Genomic DNA, 18,889 nt, shown 5'->3' on the forward strand with positions numbered 1-18,889 from the left:
TTTAGTATGTGCAGACTTTTTTGTTGCTTTTCAAGCAATTCACACACAATTCTGTTAGGATACGGGCGGAGCGAAATAATAACTGAATGAACAAAACAGCACAATTCATCATCATTCTGGTGGTCGGGGCGCTGGGCTATGGCGCCTGGCACTATCAGGACCGGCTTCCCTTTATCGGTGGCAATGGCGACGCGCCGGCTGCGGTCAAGCGCGACCGGCCGCCGCAAAGCGTCATAGTATCTGCGGTTGTCAAAAGGCCGCTGCCGCGGACCATTACCGCCGTCGGCACGGCGCGGGCTAACGAATCCGTCAACATCACCTCGAAAGTGACGGGCAAGATCAGCACGCTCGATTTCAACGAGGGGCAGAGGGTGAAGGTCGGCAAGCTGCTGGTTCAGCTCGACGATACGGAGCTGCGCGCCAACCTGACCGAATCGGAGGCGGCGCGCGACAACGCCCAGAAGCTCTATGACCGGGCGATCAAGCTCTATGAGACGCGCAACGTCCCGAAGGCGCAGGTTGATTTGCTGCTCTCCGAATTGCAGGCAGCGGAGGCGGCCGTGTCCGCCGATAAAGCACGGATCAGCGATTACCGGATCGTTGCGCCGTTTTCGGGCGTGCTGGGATTTCGGGAGGTGAGCGTCGGCTCGCTCGTCCAGCCGGGCGTTGTCATCACGACGCTTGACGATATGGATACGATCCGGGTCGATTTCGATTTGCCCGAAGCCTTTATCGCCGATGTCGGGTCGGGGCAGAAATTCTCCGCGAAGAATATCGCCTATCCGGACCGGATATTCGAGGGCGTGGTCGATACGGTTGCTACCCGGGTCAATGAAACGACCCGCGCCGTCCGGGTGCGCGGATCGGTTCCGAACGGGGAAGGGCTGCTGAAGCCGGGAATGTTCCTATCCGTCGAACTGGAGGTCAGCGTCGATGAAGATGCGCTGCTGGTCGCCGAGGAAGCGGTGGTCCTGACGATTTCCGGGCCGCTCGTCTACGCCGTCCGGGAGGGCAAGGCCGTGCGTACGCCGATCAAGATTGGCCGCCGGATCAGGGGCTTCGCCGAAGTTATTGAGGGACTGGACGAAGGCGATCAAGTGATCATCGAAGGGCTCCAGAAAGTCAAGGACGGTGCGCCGGTTGACGCGACCTCTGCGGTCAAAACCTCCGAGGCCTCCTGATGCGGCTTCCTGACATTGCCATCAAGCGCCCCGTTCTCGCCATCGTCTTTTCGGCGGTTCTGGTGCTGTTCGGTCTGTTCTCCTATCAGACGCTGAGCGTGCGGGAATATCCCGATATCGACAGCCCGAATGTGTCGATCCAGACGGGCTATCGCGGCGCCTCGGCGGAGATTATCGAAAGCCAGATCACCCAGGTGATCGAGGATGCCGTTGCCGGTATCAGCGGGGTGGAGCGGATTTCCTCGAGCAGCCGGGAGGAATATTCGACGGTCAATGTCGAGTTCAGCCTCAGCCGCGATATTGAATCGGCGACCAACGACGTGCGCTCGCGTATCTCGCGCATCGTCAACCAGCTTCCCGTCGAGGCGGATACGCCGCAAATATCGAAGACCGAGAGCGACGCCCGGCCGATCCTCTGGCTGTCGCTCACCAGTAACCGGCTGAGCCAGCTGGAATTGACCGACTACGCCGAACGCAATCTCGTCGATCCGCTTTCAACGGTGGACGGGGTCGCACAGATCCGTATTGGCGGCGCCCGGCGCTATGCCATGCGAATCTGGCTCAATACCTCCGCCATGGCGGCGCGCGGTGTTACCATCAGCGATGTCGAATATGCGATCCGCGAGCAGAATGTGCAGATACCGTCGGGACGGATCGAATCCAACATGCGCGAATTCAGCATCAAGACGCAGTCGGATTTGAAGACGCCGGAGGAATTCCGCCGGATCATTATCTATGACGACGTCAACGGGCGAGTCCGTCTTGGCGATGTCGCGGACGTCGAAATCGCGGCGGAAAATGACCGGACGAACCTCCGGGTGAACGGGCGGGCCGCCATCGGTCTCGGCGTTGTCCGCCAGTCGGGCGCGAACGTGCTGGAGGTGGCCAACGGCGTCAAGGCAATCGTTGAGCGGCTCGAGCGCAATCTTCCCTCCGGCCTCAATATCCAGGTTTCCTACGACCAGTCGGTCTTCATCAGCCAGTCGATCAAGGAGGTGTTTATCGCCCTCGGTATCGCCATGGTACTGGTCATTCTGGTGATCTTCTTCTTCCTGCGCTCCATCGCCGCGACCTTCATTCCCGCCGTTGCCATCCCTGTCTCGATCATTGCGACCCTGACGGTGCTGGCGGCGCTCGATTATTCGGTGAATGTGCTGACCCTGCTGGCGCTGGTGCTGGCCATCGGGCTGGTGGTGGATGACGCCATCGTCGTGCTCGAGAATATCCACCGCCGGATCGAGGAGGGGGAACCACCGCTTCTCGCCGCCAGCCGCGGATCGAAACAGGTCGCATTTGCGGTCGTGGCGACAACCATCGTGCTGATCGCGGTGTTCATCCCGATTTCCTTCCTGGACGGGACAACCGGTCGGCTGTTCCGCGAATTCGGCGTCGCCGTTGCCGCGGCGGTGATGTTCTCCAGCTTCGTTGCGCTCACGCTGACGCCGATGCTCTGTTCGAAACTGCTGGTCGAGGCGAACAAGGAGGGCTGGTTCTACAAATCGACGGAGCGGATTTTTACCGGGCTTGCCGTCGGTTACGGCAAGGCCCTCAAATGGACGCTCAAGATTCCGCTGATCGTGGTTGCGGTGGCAGTCGGATTGTCGGCCATTGCCTATAATCTCTATGATGCCATCCCGAAGGAATTCGCGCCGACGGAGGATCGCGGCATTTTCTTCATCCCGGTCAAGGCGCCCGAAGGGGCGACGATGGACTACACCCGGGCCAATGTCGACAAGATCGAGGCCGTCCTCAAGCCGCTTGAGGAAAGCGGGGAGGCCTCCCGCATCTTCGCCTTTCTCGGCACCTTCCGCCAACCCGGCCCGGTGAACGAGGCCTTCATGTTCACGCGGCTTGTCCCCTGGGAGGAGCGGGAGCGGTCGCAGCAGGAAATCGTCAACAGCATTTTTCCAAAGTTGCTGTCGATCCCCGGCGTGCGGGCGTTCGCCATCAATCCGGCCAGCCTCGGTCAGCGCGGCTTCTCGGCGCCGGTGCAGATCAATATTGGTGGTCCGTCCTATGATGTGATCAATGAATGGGTCGACCGGGTTATCGAGCGGGCGCGGGAAAATCCGAAACTTCTCAATCTCGACAAGGATTTCGAGGAGACGCAGCCGCAGATCCATGTCGAAATCGACCGGGCGCGGGCGTCCAATCTGGGCGTGACCATCGAGACCATCGGCCGGACGCTGGAAACCCTGATGGGCGCGCGCAATGTCACCACCTACGATCAGGGCGGCAAGCAGTATGAGGTCATCGTCCAGGCGCGCAAGGAGGACCGCAGCAGCCGCGACGACCTCTCGAACGTCTATGTGCGGTCCGACGAATCCTGGCAGATCATTCCGCTTTCCGGCTTCGTGACTTTGAGCGAACAGGCGGGACCGGGCGAGCTCAAGCGCGTCGACCGGCTCCGTACGGTGCAGATCAGCGCGTCCCTCGGCCCGGATTACACGCTGGAAGAGGCCATCAGCTATCTTGAGGATATCATCAAGGAGGAAGCGGGCGAGGAGGCATCGATCTCCTACGACGGGCTGAGCCGGTCCTTCAAGGATTCGAACCAGGCGCTGATCTTCACCTTCGTCACTGCGCTGCTGGTGGTGTTCCTTGCGCTTGCCGCGCAGTTCGAGAGCTTTATCCATCCGTTCATCATCATGACGACGGTTCCGCTCGCCATCACGGGGGCGCTCGGCTCGATCCTGCTGACCGGGCTCACCCTCAATATCTACAGCCAGATCGGGATGATCATGCTGATCGGGCTGACGGCGAAAAACGCCATTCTGATCGTTGAGTTTGCCAATCAGCTCCGCGACGAGGGTGCTGATATCCTGACCGCCATACAGGAAGCGGCGATCATCCGTCTGCGCCCGATCCTGATGACGACGATTTCAACCGCGCTTGGCGCGGTGCCGCTTGCCATCGCGACCGGGGCGGGCGCCGAAAGCCGGGAGGCCATCGGCATCGTGATTATCGGCGGGATGATGTTCTCGACGATCCTCTCGCTGTTCGTCGTGCCGGTCGTCTATCTTCTGCTCGCCCGGTTCAGCAAACCTTCCGGTTACCTTGCCGCGCAGCTCAACGAACTCGAAGCCGCCCATTCGGCGGTCCGCGAATAATTCGGACGGCGGACGGCAGCGCTAGAGGGTTTTGCCGATCCAGCGGACGCGGCCAATGATGATCAGCTGATCGAGGTCGGCATCGCGGATCTGGTGCGGCGGGTAGAATTCCTTGTTATCGCTGACGATATCGATGCCGCCGAAAAACTTCTGCAGCCGCTTGATATAGGCGCAATCCTCGAAGACGAAGGCCATGATAGAGCCGGACACGTCCTGATCCATCTGGTCGACCATGACCAGGCTGCCATCGCTGATCGTCGGCTCCATGCTGTCGCCGCTCACTTCCAGAACCGCCAGCCCGTCGGCCGTGCCGCGGCCAAGCTTCTGCTGCAGGTAGGGCCGCGAGAAGGGCACATAGCCACGGATTTGCAGGCGGTCGTTGAGCGCCCCGTGCCCGGCGGCCAGCCGCGCCTCGATATGCGGAATATTGACGAGCGTGCCGCTGTCGTCGCCGCCTTCGATCATCGCGCCTTCGCCGGAGAGCAGCCAGTCGATGCTGACGCCTAACATATTAAGCCTTTGCAGGATACGCCCGCCCGGGAGGTTGTTGCCCGCCTCATATCCCTGCCAGGCCTGATAACTGCAGCCGAGCCTTTCGGAGATCGCCTTTTGCGACAGCCCCAGATATTCCCGCGTTTCCCTGATTCGCCTGTAAATGCTGTTGTCGCCCGTCATTCGCCCTGCATCGTCCGATCGATAGGTTGGGTCGGAGCATAGCCCATATATTCCAATGTCGTAACTAAAAATATAGTCATGAACACTGATTTAATATTTAAATGCCTAAAAAAATATATATACTGGCCGAAAATGGAACATAATAGGAACATATGAGGGCGAGACATTGGCATCGATAATGGCGGAAGTGATCGACGGATATGACCGGGTCCTGGACGGTGAATTGAGCGGCATCGCCTATCTGTTTGACCTGATCGATACCTATCGGCTCACCAATGATGAAATTCTCTATCTCGCCTATATGGCCGCGGATATTATCGAACGCCGACCGGTTGTCGAAATGGCCGCCGCAAAATGCCGATCCGGCTGATTTTTCGCGGTCACGCCGGAATCACTGTTTCATCACGGGCCGGGCGCAGCTATGATGGGGCGCGAAAGATGGCGATAAGGCCTCAATTCTCAGGGATCGGTTGAATGGCGGACAGACAGAAGGTTCTATTGCTGACCGGGGCGAGCCGGGGAATCGGACATGCCACGGTCAAGAGGTTTAGCGCGGCGGGCTGGCGGGTGCTGACGGTATCGCGTCAGGCCTTTTCCGAATATTGCCCCTGGGAAGGGGGCGAGAAGGATCATCTGCAGATTGACCTCGCGGATATCGAGGCCCTGCCGAAATCGATCGAGCGTATCCGCGAGAAACTGCCCGGCGGCGCCCTGCATGCGCTGGTGAACAATGCGGGGATTTCGCCGAAAGGGCCGGATGGCGCGCGGTTCAATACGCTCAACTCCCGATATGCCGACTGGCTGCATGTCTATAACGTCAATCTTTTTGCGCCGCTGATGCTGGCGCAGGGGCTGTTTGACGAGCTGGTGGCGGCCAAGGGTGCCATCGTTAATGTCACCTCGATCGCCGGTGGGCATGTCCATCCCTTCGCGGGCTCCGCCTACGGCACGTCGAAGGCGGCGCTCTCCGCGCTCACCCGTGAAATGGCGTCGGATTTCGGCCCCTTCGGGGTCCGCGTCAATGCCATTGCACCCGGCGAGATCGACACCTCGATCCTGTCGCCCGGCACCGAAGACATGATCAAGGATATTCCGCTCCGCCGTCTTGGACGACCGGAGGAGGTCGCCTCGACCATCTATTTCCTTTGCGATGCCCCGTCCTCCTACGTGACCGGCGCGGAGGTTCATATCAATGGCGGCCAGCATGTGTAGGACGGTGCGGTGAGCGGAGCGGAGAAATATCTCTCGCGGCTGATCGAGCGGTTTTATCACGAGGCCTGGAATGCGAAGGATGAGGATTGCGCGCGCGAGATCCTGCATAAGGACTTCGATTTTCGCGGCTCGCTCGGCCCGGTGCGGACGGGACCGGAGGGGTTCATCAAATATATGCATGAGCTCTGGGTTGGCCTGCCTGATTTCCGCTGTGATATCGAGGAGATTGTGGACGCCGGCGACAGTGCCGCCGCGAAGATGGCCTTTTCCGGAACGCATGACGGGCTGTTCTACGGCGTCCCCGGTACCGGCAAGAGGGTTGTCTGGTCGGGCGGTGCTTTCTTCAAAGGGGACGGCCGGCAGATCACCGCGCTTTGGGTGCTTGGCGATATCGATGCCATCAAGCGACAACTCGGCCCCGCCGCAAGCTCGGATTTTGTCTGAACGGGCGCGCGAATGAACCTTCCCGGAACAGCCGGCTATGTGGAGACGGCGGAGCGGTTGATTCCGCGCTATGAGGCGCTGGATTTTGACGAATTACATGCCGCCATGCTCGATCTGATGCCGGAAAAGCCGTTGCGTTTGCTGGATATCGGCGCGGGAACGGGGCGGGATGCCGCCTGCTTCGCGACAGAGGGCCATCAGGTGACCGCGGTGGAGCCGACCGACGCCCTTCGCAATGCGGGAATACGTCTCCATGCTGACCATGATATCGAATGGATTGACGACGGCTTGCCGGACCTTGCGACAATCAAGGGGCGCGAAGGGGCGTTCGATCATATCCTGCTGACAGGCGTCTGGATGCATCTGGAGAAGACAGAACGGATGAGAGCGATGCCGGTGCTTGCATCCCTCATGGCGCCGGGCGCGCGTCTCATGCTCTCGCTTCGTCACGGGCCGGTGCCGGAGGGGCGGCGGATGTTCGAAGTCACGGGCGCGGAAACAGCAGATCTCGCCGCAAAGGCGGGCTTGACCCTGATCCGGGAACGGCACACGGAGTCCATCCAGCCCGATAATCGCGCCCAGGGTGTTCATTGGACAATGCTTGCCTTCGACCGTTAAGCGTTAAAGGTTTTGAGTGCGGTTATGGCGATATGCGGGTTGTCGATGATGGCCGGGTCGGTGAAGCGGCCGTTCCTGATTTGCGCGAAGCCCGGAATGCCCGCAAGATCCTCCGCATTGACCGCGCGAAAACCCATCGACCAGCCCGGAAAGTTCCGCCTTTCCGTTTGTCCCTTGCGGAGCAGGATAAGCCCGTCATGGCGGGGATCCTTGCCGATCCGGGCATAGGTCTTTTCGATAACTTCCGCGCGTCCTTCCAGCACCTGCATGAAGCTGCCATCCTTATAGAGCAGCATGCCGGTGATATGGTCGGCCGTGTTGCGGGCGCGGCTGGTCTCCAAAATCGCCATCAGTTCCGCCTCATTCATGAGATGGCGGGCCGTGCTCACATAAACGAGATAGTGCATATCAACGCTCCTCTCGTGGTGGCGGGAGAGGAGAGACTAGTCCTCCCGCCAGTTTTCCCGGAACGCCATCGCGGCGACGTCGTCGAGGCCCTTTCCAAAGCGGTCGAACATCTCGTCGATTTCCGCCTCCGTGATGATCAGCGGCGGGCAGAGCGCGAGATTGTCACCGGCGACCGCGCGGCTGATAACCCCGGCATCCTGCATGGCCTGCGCGGTCTTCGGGCCCGCCTTGTATTTCGGATCGAAGGGACGCTTGGTCTTCTTGTCGGCCACCAGCTCGATCGCGCCGATCAGCCCCATTGAGCGGACTTCGCCGACCAGCGGGTGATCCGCGAGGGCGTTGAACCGTTCGTTGAAGCGTTTGGCGACATGGCGCACGTGACCCAGGATATTGCGCTCCTCCATCAGTTCCATCGTCCGCAGGCCGACGGCCGCCGGCACCGGATGGCCGGAATAGGTGAAGCCATGGGCGAAGGCGCCATGCTTCTCGCTCTGCTTAACCATTCCATCGAATATATCCTGCGATACCATTACTGCCGAGATTGGCAGATAGGCGCTGGAGAGGGCCTTCGCGCAGGAGAGGATGTCCGGCTGGATGCCAAAGGTCTGCGATCCCCACATCTGGCCGGTCCGACCAAAGCCGCAGATCACTTCATCGGCGATCATCAGCACGCCATATTTCTTCAGCACCGCCTGTATCTTCTCGAAATAGGTGGTGGGCGGAATGATGACGCCGCCGGCGCCCATGATCGGCTCGGCGATAAAGGCGGCGACCGTGTCCGGCCCCTCCTTCAGGATCAGCTTCTCCAGATCATCGGCCATCCGGCTTGCGAATTCCTCTTCCGTCTCTCCGTCCTTGCCATAGCGGTAATAATGCGGGCAGGAGGTATGCAGGATATTCTTAATCGGCAGGTCGAAGTCGTTGTGAAGCGGCGGCAGGCCCGTCAGGCTCGCCGCGGCCACCGTGACCCCGTGATAGCCTTTCTGCCGCGAAATGATCTTCTTCTTCTCCGGCCGCCCGAGGCTGTTATTGTAGTACCAGACGAGCTTCACCACCGTATCGTTCGCCTCCGACCCCGAATTCGCGAAGAAAACACGCGAAAACTCGACCGGCGCAATCTCCAGCAGCTTCTCGGAGAGGCGGATGCTGGGCTCCGTCGATTTGCTGGCGAAGGTGTGGTAGAAGGGGAGCTTGCGCATCTGCTCGATGGCGGCGTTGATCAACTCCTCCTCGCCGAAGCCGAAGGACGCGCACCAGAGACCCGCCAAACCCTCTATATATTCCTTTCCGCCGTCGTCATAGACATGGACGCCCTTGCCGCTTTCGATGATCAGCGGCCCGTCCGTGAGGTGGGTGGACAGGTTGGTATAGGCATGGATCATGCTTCTGGCATCGCGGGCGGCGAGGGAGTTTCCCTGGAGAAAGCTTGGGCTGTTCATGGCGATATCCTCGGTTTTTATAATTCGTATGGGATATTTGTAGAGCCATTGCCGAGGCGCTGTCAAAGGGCGTTTACAACTATATTGTCTGCGCGCGCCGTTCATGGCTTAATGGGACGGAGGGCGGAGCGTTGCAGGGGGCGTCAAGCGTATGCGAGAGGAGTTTACCTATTCAGGCACCGACGGGGTGCCGATCCATGTCTACCGCTGGCAGGGGGAGAAAAAGCCGAAGGGGATCGTGCAGATCGCCCATGGCATGGCGGAACATGCGGCGCGATACGGCCGCGTCGCCGACATGCTGAACGAATTCGGCTATATCGTCTATGCCAGCGATCATCGCGGGCACGGGCAAACCATCCCCGATGGCGCGGTGCCGGGCCATATGGGAGAGAGGGGCTGGAATAAGTCGGTGGAGGATCTCTTCCTGCTCAACCGGAATATCGCGGTGGAGCATCCGGGCCTGCCGATCCTGATGCTTGGCCATTCCATGGGCTCCTTCATGGTGCAGCAGTATCTGGCGCAGCATGGGGAGACAATCGCGGGGGCGGCCCTTTCGGCGACCAACGGACCGCCGGGCGCCCTGGGCCGGATCGCGCAAATTCTGATCCGCGTTGAAAGGCTGCGGTTCGGGGCGACCGGGCACAGCCCGCTGATCGCCGGCATGACCTTCAAGACCTTCAACAAGCAGTTCGCGCCTAACCGGACGGAATTCGACTGGCTTTCGCGCGACGAGGCGGAGGTCGATTTATATGTCGCCGATCCGCTGTGCGGCTTTGACTGTTCGGTCGCCACCTGGTGCGGGCTTCTGGACGCCCTGCCGAAGGTGGCCAGCGGCTCCGCACTCAAGAAGATGAACAGGCAGATGCCGATTTTCGTCTTCAGCGGCAGCGAGGATCCGGTGGGCGAGAACACCAAGGGCGTAAAACGCCTGCTCGCCGCCTATCACCGGCACAATTTCACCCGGGTCACCCATAAATTCTATATCGGCGGGCGGCATGAGATGCTGAACGAGATCAACCGCGATGAGGTGATGACCGATATCATCGCCTGGGCCAACAGCGTTATCGGCTGACCTTTTCCGCCGGTCACGCCGTTGCGTCTTGCGCTGGACAGGCTGCGGGCGTTGCCCTAGAGTTTTTCCGCTCTCAATCAATAAGGAACAACAACAGGAGCCCGGCCATGGATCGTTATACCCTTATCGGCGGCAATGCGTCGCCTTATTCCCTGAAAATGCGCGCCCATATGCATTACCGGCGGCTGCCCTATAACTGGATTTTGCGCACCGAAGAGAATGATCACCTGCTGGAAGGCTTGAGGCCTGTCCTGGTGCCGGTCCTGCAGCTGCCCGAGGATGGCAGCCTGCATCTCGACAGCACGCGGCTGATCTATATGCTCGAAGACCGGCACCCTGAGAACCGTTCGGTCATTCCCGATCACCCCGCTCATGCCTTCCTCGCCCATCTGATCGAGGATATGGCCGATGAATGGGTAACGAAGATGATGTTCCATTATCGCTGGGCCTATGAGGCGGATATTCACTACGCCGCGCGCTGGATCGCCGATGACCGCGCGCCCGCCGCGACGGAGGAAGAGCGGGAGAAATACGCGAAATTTTTTACCGACCGGCAGATCGGGCGGATGCCGATCGTCGGCTGTACACCGGAGAACGCCCCGATCATCGAGGCAGGCTTCCATCATATCCTGGCGCTGCTCAATGCCGATGTCGGCCAGTATAAATATCTGTTCGGAACGCGGCCTTCCATCGCCGACTTCGGGCTATATGGACAACTCAGGACGCTCTCCATCGATCCGACGCCCATGTCGATCATGCGCGATGAGGCCCAACGCGCCGAAAGCTGGCTGCGGCAACTCGATGACGCGTCCGGGATCGAAGGGGACTGGTATGAACTCGGCGATTTGCCGCCAATGACCAAGGGGATGATCGCCTATAGCGCGGAGGTTTATCTCCCCTTCCTTGCGGCCAATGCGGCGGCGATCGATAAAGGGGCCGAAACATTCTCCGTCGAACTTGAGGGCAGGCTCTATTCGCAGGGGGTCTTCAAATATCAGGTGAAATGCCTGGGTGAATTGAAGGCACGCTACAACGCACTCCCCGAGGCGGCCAAAGACATCGTGGGGGGGCTGATCGGGGAGGCGGGGGTTAAAATCCTGCGCTGACGTTAAACGGAGAAGCCGCCAAGCTTGGTTTCCAGATATTCCATGATCCCTTCCCTGGCACCTTCACGGCCGAGGCCGCTGTCCTTCATGCCGCCGAAGGGGGCGGCGGCGCTGGTCGGGTTGATGTCATTGATGCCGATGATGCCGAAACGGAGCCCTTCGAACATCCGCATGGCGCGGGAGATATCGCGGGTATAAACATAGGCCGCGAGGCCATATTCCGTATCGTTCGCCTTTTCCAGCACTTCGGCCTCACTCTCGAAGCGGATGATCGGCGCGACGGGACCAAAGGTTTCCTCGCGATAGATCAGCATGTCTTCCGTGACATTGGCGAGGACCGTCGGCGCGTAGAAATATCCTTTATCAAGCCCGTTGGATTTGAGAGCCATCCCGCCGGTCACAAGCTCGGCGCCTTTACTGATGGCGTCCTGCACCTGCCGGTCGACCTTGTCGATGGCCGCCTGATTGACGAGCGGACCGATGGCGACGCCGTCCTCGAACCCGCTGCCCGCCTTCATCTTGGAGACCCGCTCCTCAAAGGTGGCGACGAACTGATCGTAGGAGCCGTTCTGCACGAAAAAGCGGTTCGGGCTGATACAGGCCTGCCCGGTATTAAGGAATTTGACGAGGGAGCCGCCCTTGGCCGCATGGGCCGGGTCCACATCCTCGAACACCACGAACGGCGCATGACCGCCCAGCTCCGCCGAGACGCGCTTCATGTTGGCGCTGGCCTGACCGGCCAGCATCTTGCCGACATTGGTGGAGCCGGTGAAGGTGAGCTTGCGGACCGACGGATGGCTGGTGAACACCTCCCCAATGGGTTTCGGATCCAGCGCGGTCACCAGATTGACCACCCCCGGCGGGATACCCGCGGCCTCGAAAATCTCGAACATCGCGACGGCGCAGAGCGGGGTCGCTTCGGCAGGCTTCAATACGACCGTGCATCCGGCGGCAAGCGCGGGGCCGACTTTTCGCGTGATCATCGAAATCGGATAGTTCCAGGGCGTGACCGCCGCCACCACGCCGACGGGCTGATGCAGTACCATGAAACGTTGATCCCCGCGCGAGGAGGGGAGGATTTCCCCGTTCACGCGTTTCGCTTCCTCGGCATACCAGAGCAGGAAGTCGGCGCCGTATTGCACCTCGTTCCGGGCGGCTTTAAGTGGCTTGCCCTGTTCCTCGGTCATGATACGGGCGAGATCCTCTTTGCGCTCGATCATGATCTGATAGGCCTTGTAGAGATAGGCGCTCCGCTGATAGGCGGTGGTTTTCGACCAGTCGCGAAAGGCTGAGTCCGCCGCCTCGATCGCGCGGGTGGCCTCTGCCGCCCCGCCATCGGCGACTTGCTTGATCACATCGCCCGTCGCCGGGTTGGTCACCTCGAAGCTTTTGCCGCTGTCGGCGGCGACCCATTTTCCGTCTATATACATTCGTCTGAAACCTTTCGCGTCGGCGGGAAGTCCGTAATCTTGATTTTCGCGCAGTCTACTGATTTATCCGGGTCCGTAAAGCGGGTCAATCCGCCGCCTCCGCCGTCTGACCCGCAAGGCGGGCTTGTTCGCGCTCCTTGATCATCCGGGAGGTGAGGCGGGAGCCATCCTCGCTCCAGCCGGGCGGACCGAAGATATACATGAACGCCGCTTTCAGGCTCTTCGCATGGAGAAGATCGGAAAAAATCCCGGCCCATTCGTGAAAGGCGATGATCAGGGGATTGAAGCTTGCGATCTGCTTGACGATGCCATAGCGGCAGGGCTCGGCTTTATCCTCGGGCACGAAGGTTCCGAACAGCCTGTCCCAGATGATGAAGATGCCGGCATAATTGGCATCCAGATAGCGCGGATTGATGGCGTGATGCACCCGGTGATGCGAGGGGGTATTCATCACCGCCTCAACCGGTTTCCACATCCTGTCGATGGCTTCGGTATGGATCCAGAACTGATAGACCAGGCTGATCCCCTTCTGGAAGACAATCAGCGCCAGCGGAAATCCGATCAGCGAGAGCAGGAGCCAGGGAATCCAGGTGCCGATAAAGGAGCCGGTCCAGGTCTGGCGCAGCGCGGTCGACAGATTGTAATATTGCGATGAATGGTGATTGACATGCGCGGCCCACCAGATGCGATGCTCATGGCTCAGGCGGTGGAACCAGTAATAGCAGAAATCCTCCGCGAACAGGATCAGGACGAAGGCCCACCACTGATAGCCGATATCGAACAGGCGATACTGGTAAACCCAGAGCGAGACCGCGCCGACAACCCCGAAATTCACGAGCCCAATGGCGAAATTGCCGAGCCCCATCAGGAGGGAGGCGGCGCTGTCCCGCATCTCGTAGTTCGATTTCGCCGGCGCATAGCGGCCGATGACGGCCTCGATAATGATCAGCAGGACGAAGGCCGGTATGGCGAAGGTAACCGGATCAGGCAGCTGCATCAGTCTCTCCGTTCAGATAGTCCTCAAGCGTCGCGCGGTCCGTGTCGGGGACGGCGAAATTCACGGGCGGAAAAGCGAAGCCCTGACGCGGAATATAGAGCACTTTCTTTTCCTCTCGCCAGGCGCATTTCGCCAGCATGTCCGGGCCCAGCATCTCCAGCACGAGTTTATTGCCGAAACTGCGAACGAGGCCGATCCCCTTGCCGTTGTCCCAGCGCACAAGGGCATGGCGCTTGTCCTCGCTCAGGACCGAACTCACGATTTTCCCGCCCGGTTCCTGATGGCGGAGGAAGTCCGCGAGGCTCTCGGCTGTCAGCAAGGCTTCCCGCCGACCGGCCAGCAGCCGGATCAGAAGGATCACAATCAGCACCGCGAGCGCCGCTGCGGGCAGGAGGATCAGGGGGTCGATGGCCATTCCCGGAGACCTGTGATTCGTTGTTTTCTGCGCTATTGATACAAAAATTATGGCATTTTGACAAAATTACCCACGAACGGGGCCCGCTATCCCGCAGTTCCCTTACGTAAAGCAGGGCCGCCTGCGACAAAATCGCCCGAATCTCAAAGGGCCTTTACCTCGGGCGAGGGCGGTTTTATGCTGCGGCAAAGCTCAAACAAAATAAGCATGGGAGACAAAATGCTAGGTCTTATTCAGGATCGGCCACTGCTGATTTCTTCACTCATCGAATATTCCGGACTTAATCACGGCGACGTTGAAATCGTTTCGCGCACCGTCGAGGGCCCTATTCACCGCACCAATTACCGCACCCTCAATCTGCGCTCCAAGAAGCTGGCGCAGGCACTCGGCAAGCTGGGCGTCACGCTCGGTGACCGCATCGGCACGCTCGCCTGGAACAGTTACCGCCATATGGAGATTTACTTCGGTGTCTCCGGCATGGGCGCGGTCTGCCACACCATCAACCCGCGCCTGTTCCCCGAGCAGATCGCCTATATCGTCAATCACGCGGAAGACAAATATATCTTTGTCGACTTGACCTTCATCCCGCTACTGGAGGCGCTGAAGGATCACCTCAAGAACGTCAAGGGCTTCGTCATCATGACGGACGAGGCGCATATGCCGAAAACGACGCTCGATAACGTCCTTTGCTACGAGACGCTGGTCGAGGCGGAGGATGGCGATTATGAATGGCCGCAGTTCGACGAGATGACCGCTTCCTCGCTCTGCTACACCTCGGGCACGACGGGCAACCCGAAGGGCGTGCTCTATGCCAACCGCTCCACCGTGCTCCACAGCTTCTGCGTCTGCACGAATGACGGCCTCGGCGTCAGCAACCGCGACAGCATCCTCGCCGTGGTGCCGATGTTCCATGCCAATGCCTGGGGCCTGCCGTATGCGGCCGCCATGTGCGGCGCGAAGATGGTGATGCCGGGGGCGGCCATGGACGGCGCCTCCCTCTTTGAACTGATGGAGGCCGAGGAGGTTACGCTCGCCGCCGGGGTACCGACCATCTGGATGATGCTGCTTGGCCATGTGAAAGAGAATAATCTCAAGTTCTCGACGATGAAGCGCACGGTGATCGGCGGCTCCGCGGCACCGCGTACGATGATTGAAACCTTTGTCGATAAATACGGGGTTGAGGTGATCCACGCCTGGGGCATGACGGAGACGAGCCCGCTCGGCACGACGGGCAACCTGCTCAAGAAGCATGAAAATCTCTCCGGCAAGGAGAAGACCGATATCCGTGTCAAGCAGGGACGCGTCGTCTTTGGCGTTGAACTCAAGATCACCGGTGATGATGGCAAGGAGCTGCCGCGCGACGGCGTCGCGTTCGGCGATCTCAAGGTCCGCGGCCCATGGATCACCAGCGGCTACTTCAAAGGCGAGGGCGGGGACGTGCTGGACGCGGACGGCTGGTTCACGACCGGCGACGTCGGCACCATCGACCCCGACGGCTATATGCAGATCACCGACCGCTCCAAGGACGTGATCAAGTCCGGCGGCGAATGGATCTCTTCCATCGATGTCGAGAATGAGGCACTCGGCTGCCCCGGTATTGTCGAGGCCGCCGTGATCGCCATCCCGCATCCGAAGTGGGACGAACGCCCGCTGGTCATCGCGGTGAAGGAAAAGGACCATCCGGTCACCAGGGAAGATGTGATCAAGCATCTGGAGGGATGCCTCGCCAAATGGCAGCTTCCCGACGATGTGGTCTTCGTCGACGAACTCCCGCATACGGCGACCGGCAAGCTCCTCAAAACCAAACTCCGCGAGGACTTCAAGGACTACAAACTACCGACGGCGTAAGGCGGCACCTCAGGAACTAGATCAAAAAACAAGCCGGAAATTTCCGGCTTGTTTTGTAGAGACGTAAAAAAATTATCGTATTGATTGAATTGATCCCCTTGGCTATCATACGAAAAAATAGCTTTAGGTGGCTCCCAATGTTCCAATTACGTGTCCTTTTTTTTCTTGTCATTTCCGGCCTTTTTCTCTCGTCTTGCGCGCCGACATTTACAGAAAGCAAAACTGCAGGAAATGGCAGTGCAGAAAGTGTCGCGTTGGTATCCGATAATGAAACGCCGACGCTCTCTGACGTGCGAGATAGAACTGAGCGGCCCACGCCTAAGATCCAGCCGGCGAAAACGGTGACGGAGGGTGACTTGGGAGCTGGTAATAAAATCCGTATTAAAATGTTACCTGGATTTAGTTCGCAACCATATCTTTGCAGCAGCTCGAATAGCTGCGAGCCGGTAAAAATATTGTCTGCCACGTCAAGTAATGTGTCTATGCATAATCCAGACAATGGTTCCTCAAAAGAAGCCGCAAATATTATTGCAGACGTCGAATTGAGCGACGAAACTTTGGAGGTCGTTGGCAAGAAAATTGAGGATAGCGCAAAGGGAAAAAAGATTTTAATCATGACGCCGGATGCGGAATTGAGTGAACTTTCTGCCGGCGGCCTGACGGAACCAAATGCCCTCTGGACTTCAGCGGCGAAAGGCTATGTGACGGAATTCATGGCGCAGTATTTTACGGATTTGGGGTACAGCGTCGCAATTTATTCCGATGAAGCCCAACTCGTCCCGACGGAAACCGCGCAGGATCTTGTCGATCTGCATGAAGCTGTCGGACAGTCGATTTTCATTTATCAATACAACACGCTTTTTCAGCTTCCGACGAAAAAAGATGGCAGCTTTAACTGGACGCTCGGCAAGACGGCCCATGACCTGAAGGAAGCTTACGGCGCAGACTTGGGGCTGTTCGTTTATATCCGGGATTCCTATTCCAGTGGTTCGCGGGTTGCCGCTCAAATTCTTGCGGCGGCGGTTTTCGGCGTTGGTATTCCTGGGGGGCAACAGGTCGGTTTCGTTTCCCTCGTCGATCTCGAGACCGGGAATATCCTGTGGTATAATCGTTTGATTTCGGGCGGCGGCGACCTTCGAACATTCGAACCCGCTTTCGATGCGACAGAGAATCTTTTGGAAGACATTCCTTTATGAGATTGATAAGCGTAGCCGCAGGGGTGAGTTTTTTCATGTCGGCCTGCGCTAGCAGCGGACCAATCGGCGATGTGAAACCCGGTGAAGAGTTGAAGTTGACCTCTTTGGAAGCGGGCCTTCGCATGAAAATGGATGAAGCGGAGCGAAGTTTCTCGACAAGTGAACTAATCATCAAGGATCCGGAACTTCAAGATTATCTCGATGGGCTGGTTTGCCGACTTTCCGCAGATATTTGCCCGGATATAAGGCTTTACATTGTCAAAATACCATACTTCAACGCCTCTATGTCGCCGAACGGCGTGATGCAGGTCTGGACGGGGCTCATGCTGCGAGTAGAAAACGAGGCTCAGCTTGCGACAGTTCTTGCGCATGAACTGGTGCATTATAGGAAACGCCATTCCATCAAGATGTGGAATTCCGCAAGGAATACGACGGACTTTCTTGCGTTTTTCAATCTTACGCTGGGTGGCGTCGGTTATGGTCTGGTTGGTCTCGCCGCGACGTTGGGAGCGACGGGGTCAATTCAGGCTTACTCGCGAGATTTGGAAAGAGAAGCGGACGAAATAGGGCAGGACTCACTGTACGCCGCTGGATACGATCCGTCGGAATCCGCGAAACTTTGGGAAAACATCAAGGGCGAATATGACGCGGGAGAGCGGGAGACGACCGCCATCTTTTTTGCGTCTCACCCACCCGCCGAAGATCGGGTGGAAAATCTTAAGGGGCGGGCTGAAACCTATCCGGAGCGTTCTCTTCAAACTCAGCGGCTTACTGACAATCGCTTTCGGGAGTTGGTCGACGCGCGCTGGCAGGGCTGGATCAGAGACCTGATTGATACTGGTTCATACAAAGAGACGCTGTTTGTTATCGACAAGCTTGAAAAACGAAATTTCAGCCCTGTGGCGCTCGCTTTCTATCGTGGTGATGTCTATCGGCGACGTAGTGAGGAAGGGGACCTCGAAAAAGCAAAGGAAGCCTATTTGGCGGCCGCAGCGTCACCAGATGCGCCGCCTAAAACCTATAAAAATCTTGGTCTTGTCGCTAAACGCCAAAAAGAGAGTGGTAAAGCCATCGAATATTTTGAAATTTACCTCACTCGGTATCCGGAAGCGTCGGATCGTTTTCTGGTCGAGTCTTACATCACGCAACTGAGGGAATCATGAGACTTTTAATCATTCTGCTGCTGACATTGACCATCGCGAGCTGTGCGCCGACTTTCCAGCTCAAAAAAGCCGGTCAGGGAACCATGTGGGACAGTTATTCGGTGGCGACGTCCGAAGATATTAATGAACTTAAGGCCGAACGATCCGTAATGTGGACACAGGACGGACCTATTCTGGAGCGAGTGGAATTCTGGGCGCCGGTCGCGAATGACAATAAACTTCCATTGATATACGCGCCAGGAAATGACGAGCGCGCGGGAAAATTCCGATCGGACATGACTCCGGAAGAAATCGTCGAACTTGTCAGAAACGGGTTTTCGCTCACTGTCTCGACGCCGACTTTTATCGGTAATCTGCAACCCGTCCCCTTCGGTGACCTGCAGGGCTATATGATAGATGTCAATCTTTCCACCAAAGACGGAGCCGATTTCAAAGGAAAGCTTTTGTTTGCGACAATGGAAGGCAAGCTGATGGTTATTTTCTTCGCCGCCCGCGAAACCCATTATTATGAAGCGCGGTTACCCTATTTCAATAATATCGTGCATTCCATTAAACTTAGTTGAGTTTTACCAACT

The 18,889-nt window shown here is 58.3% G+C and carries 18 protein-coding genes; 12 read left to right on the forward strand and 6 right to left on the reverse strand.

From position 1 onward, the window contains the following. Positions 1–86 precede the first annotated feature (86 nt). Positions 87–1,181, forward strand: a complete 1,095-nt coding sequence (locus tag GQF03_RS07315; RefSeq protein WP_161338596.1) for an efflux RND transporter periplasmic adaptor subunit — start codon at positions 87–89, stop codon at positions 1,179–1,181. Next, complete coding sequence (locus tag GQF03_RS07320) at positions 1,181–4,291, forward strand: efflux RND transporter permease subunit (protein ID WP_161338597.1); 3,111 nt, start codon at positions 1,181–1,183, stop codon at positions 4,289–4,291. Before GQF03_RS07315 ends, GQF03_RS07320 begins: the two co-directional genes overlap by 1 nt. Positions 4,292–4,312: 21 nt before the next feature. On the opposite strand, the gene GQF03_RS07325 is transcribed toward GQF03_RS07320, so the two are convergent. After that, positions 4,313–4,966 carry an XRE family transcriptional regulator gene (locus GQF03_RS07325; protein WP_161338598.1) on the reverse strand — a complete coding sequence of 218 codons (654 nt, stop codon included), beginning with the start codon at positions 4,964–4,966 and terminating at the stop codon, positions 4,313–4,315. 166 nt (positions 4,967–5,132) lie between these two features. Here GQF03_RS07325 and GQF03_RS07330 point away from each other — a divergent pair, with 166 nt between their 5' ends. From GQF03_RS07330 to GQF03_RS07345, 4 genes are all read left to right on the forward strand, one after another. Then, the gene (locus GQF03_RS07330; protein ID WP_161338599.1) at positions 5,133–5,336 is read left to right on the forward strand and encodes a hypothetical protein; all 204 of its coding nucleotides are present in this window, start codon (positions 5,133–5,135) and stop codon (positions 5,334–5,336) included. A 104-nt stretch (positions 5,337–5,440) separates the two neighbouring features. Continuing rightward, positions 5,441–6,178: an SDR family NAD(P)-dependent oxidoreductase gene (locus GQF03_RS07335; protein WP_161338600.1), complete on the forward strand. Its 738-nt coding sequence runs from the start codon at positions 5,441–5,443 to the stop codon at positions 6,176–6,178. Positions 6,179–6,187: 9 nt separating this feature from the next. After that, a complete protein-coding gene (locus GQF03_RS07340) occupies positions 6,188–6,622 on the forward strand; it encodes an ester cyclase (protein ID WP_161338601.1) in 435 nt (144 codons plus the stop codon). A gap of 12 nt (positions 6,623–6,634) precedes the next feature. After that, entirely contained in the window at positions 6,635–7,240 is a 606-nt protein-coding gene (locus GQF03_RS07345) for a class I SAM-dependent methyltransferase (RefSeq protein WP_161338602.1), read from the forward strand. Here the strand turns inward: GQF03_RS07345 and GQF03_RS07350 are convergent. Both GQF03_RS07350 and GQF03_RS07355 read right to left on the reverse strand, forming a co-directional pair. Next, positions 7,237–7,647 (reverse strand): BLUF domain-containing protein, encoded by a 411-nt coding sequence (locus GQF03_RS07350; protein ID WP_161338603.1) that lies wholly within the window; start codon positions 7,645–7,647, stop codon positions 7,237–7,239. The genes GQF03_RS07345 and GQF03_RS07350 overlap by 4 nt on opposite strands. Before the next feature lie 36 nt (positions 7,648–7,683). Next, positions 7,684–9,087: an aspartate aminotransferase family protein gene (locus GQF03_RS07355; protein WP_161338604.1), complete on the reverse strand. Its 1,404-nt coding sequence runs from the start codon at positions 9,085–9,087 to the stop codon at positions 7,684–7,686. Between the two features lie 151 nt (positions 9,088–9,238). On the opposite strand from GQF03_RS07355, the gene GQF03_RS07360 reads away from it, so the two are divergent. Then, positions 9,239–10,159, forward strand: coding sequence for an alpha/beta hydrolase (locus tag GQF03_RS07360; RefSeq protein ID WP_161338605.1), 921 nt, complete (start codon positions 9,239–9,241; stop codon positions 10,157–10,159). A 107-nt stretch (positions 10,160–10,266) separates the two neighbouring features. Next, positions 10,267–11,265, forward strand: a complete 999-nt coding sequence (locus GQF03_RS07365; RefSeq protein WP_161338606.1) for a glutathione S-transferase N-terminal domain-containing protein — start codon at positions 10,267–10,269, stop codon at positions 11,263–11,265. Between the two features lie 2 nt (positions 11,266–11,267). Here GQF03_RS07365 and GQF03_RS07370 read toward each other — a convergent pair whose 3' ends face one another. From GQF03_RS07370 to GQF03_RS07380, 3 genes are all read right to left on the reverse strand, one after another. Beyond that, positions 11,268–12,695 carry an NAD-dependent succinate-semialdehyde dehydrogenase gene (locus GQF03_RS07370; protein ID WP_161338607.1) on the reverse strand — a complete coding sequence of 476 codons (1,428 nt, stop codon included), beginning with the start codon at positions 12,693–12,695 and terminating at the stop codon, positions 11,268–11,270. 85 nt (positions 12,696–12,780) lie between these two features. After that, positions 12,781–13,692 carry a sterol desaturase family protein gene (locus tag GQF03_RS07375; RefSeq protein ID WP_162858444.1) on the reverse strand — a complete coding sequence of 304 codons (912 nt, stop codon included), beginning with the start codon at positions 13,690–13,692 and terminating at the stop codon, positions 12,781–12,783. Next, positions 13,679–14,107, reverse strand: a complete 429-nt coding sequence (locus tag GQF03_RS07380) for a hypothetical protein (RefSeq protein WP_161338608.1) — start codon at positions 14,105–14,107, stop codon at positions 13,679–13,681. Before GQF03_RS07380 ends, GQF03_RS07375 begins: the two co-directional genes overlap by 14 nt. A 207-nt stretch (positions 14,108–14,314) precedes the next feature. On the opposite strand from GQF03_RS07380, the gene GQF03_RS07385 reads away from it, so the two are divergent. The 4 genes from GQF03_RS07385 to GQF03_RS07400 all read left to right on the forward strand — a co-directional run bounded on the left by GQF03_RS07385 (position 14,315) and on the right by GQF03_RS07400 (position 18,877). Then, positions 14,315–15,955, forward strand: coding sequence for a 3-(methylthio)propionyl-CoA ligase (locus GQF03_RS07385; protein ID WP_162858445.1), 1,641 nt, complete (start codon positions 14,315–14,317; stop codon positions 15,953–15,955). Between the two features lie 137 nt (positions 15,956–16,092). Continuing rightward, positions 16,093–17,151 carry a hypothetical protein gene (locus tag GQF03_RS07390; protein ID WP_161338610.1) on the forward strand — a complete coding sequence of 353 codons (1,059 nt, stop codon included), beginning with the start codon at positions 16,093–16,095 and terminating at the stop codon, positions 17,149–17,151. Continuing rightward, positions 17,148–18,314 (forward strand): M48 family metallopeptidase, encoded by a 1,167-nt coding sequence (locus GQF03_RS07395; protein WP_161338611.1) that lies wholly within the window; start codon positions 17,148–17,150, stop codon positions 18,312–18,314. The genes GQF03_RS07390 and GQF03_RS07395 overlap by 4 nt, the downstream gene beginning before the upstream one ends. Next, the gene (locus GQF03_RS07400) at positions 18,311–18,877 is read left to right on the forward strand and encodes a hypothetical protein (RefSeq protein WP_161338612.1); all 567 of its coding nucleotides are present in this window, start codon (positions 18,311–18,313) and stop codon (positions 18,875–18,877) included. Before GQF03_RS07395 ends, GQF03_RS07400 begins: the two co-directional genes overlap by 4 nt. The last annotated feature ends 12 nt before the right edge of the window (positions 18,878–18,889 follow it).

It is taken from the genome of Sneathiella chungangensis (assembly GCF_009882935.1).
GTDB lineage: Bacteria > Pseudomonadota > Alphaproteobacteria > Sneathiellales > Sneathiellaceae > Sneathiella > Sneathiella chungangensis.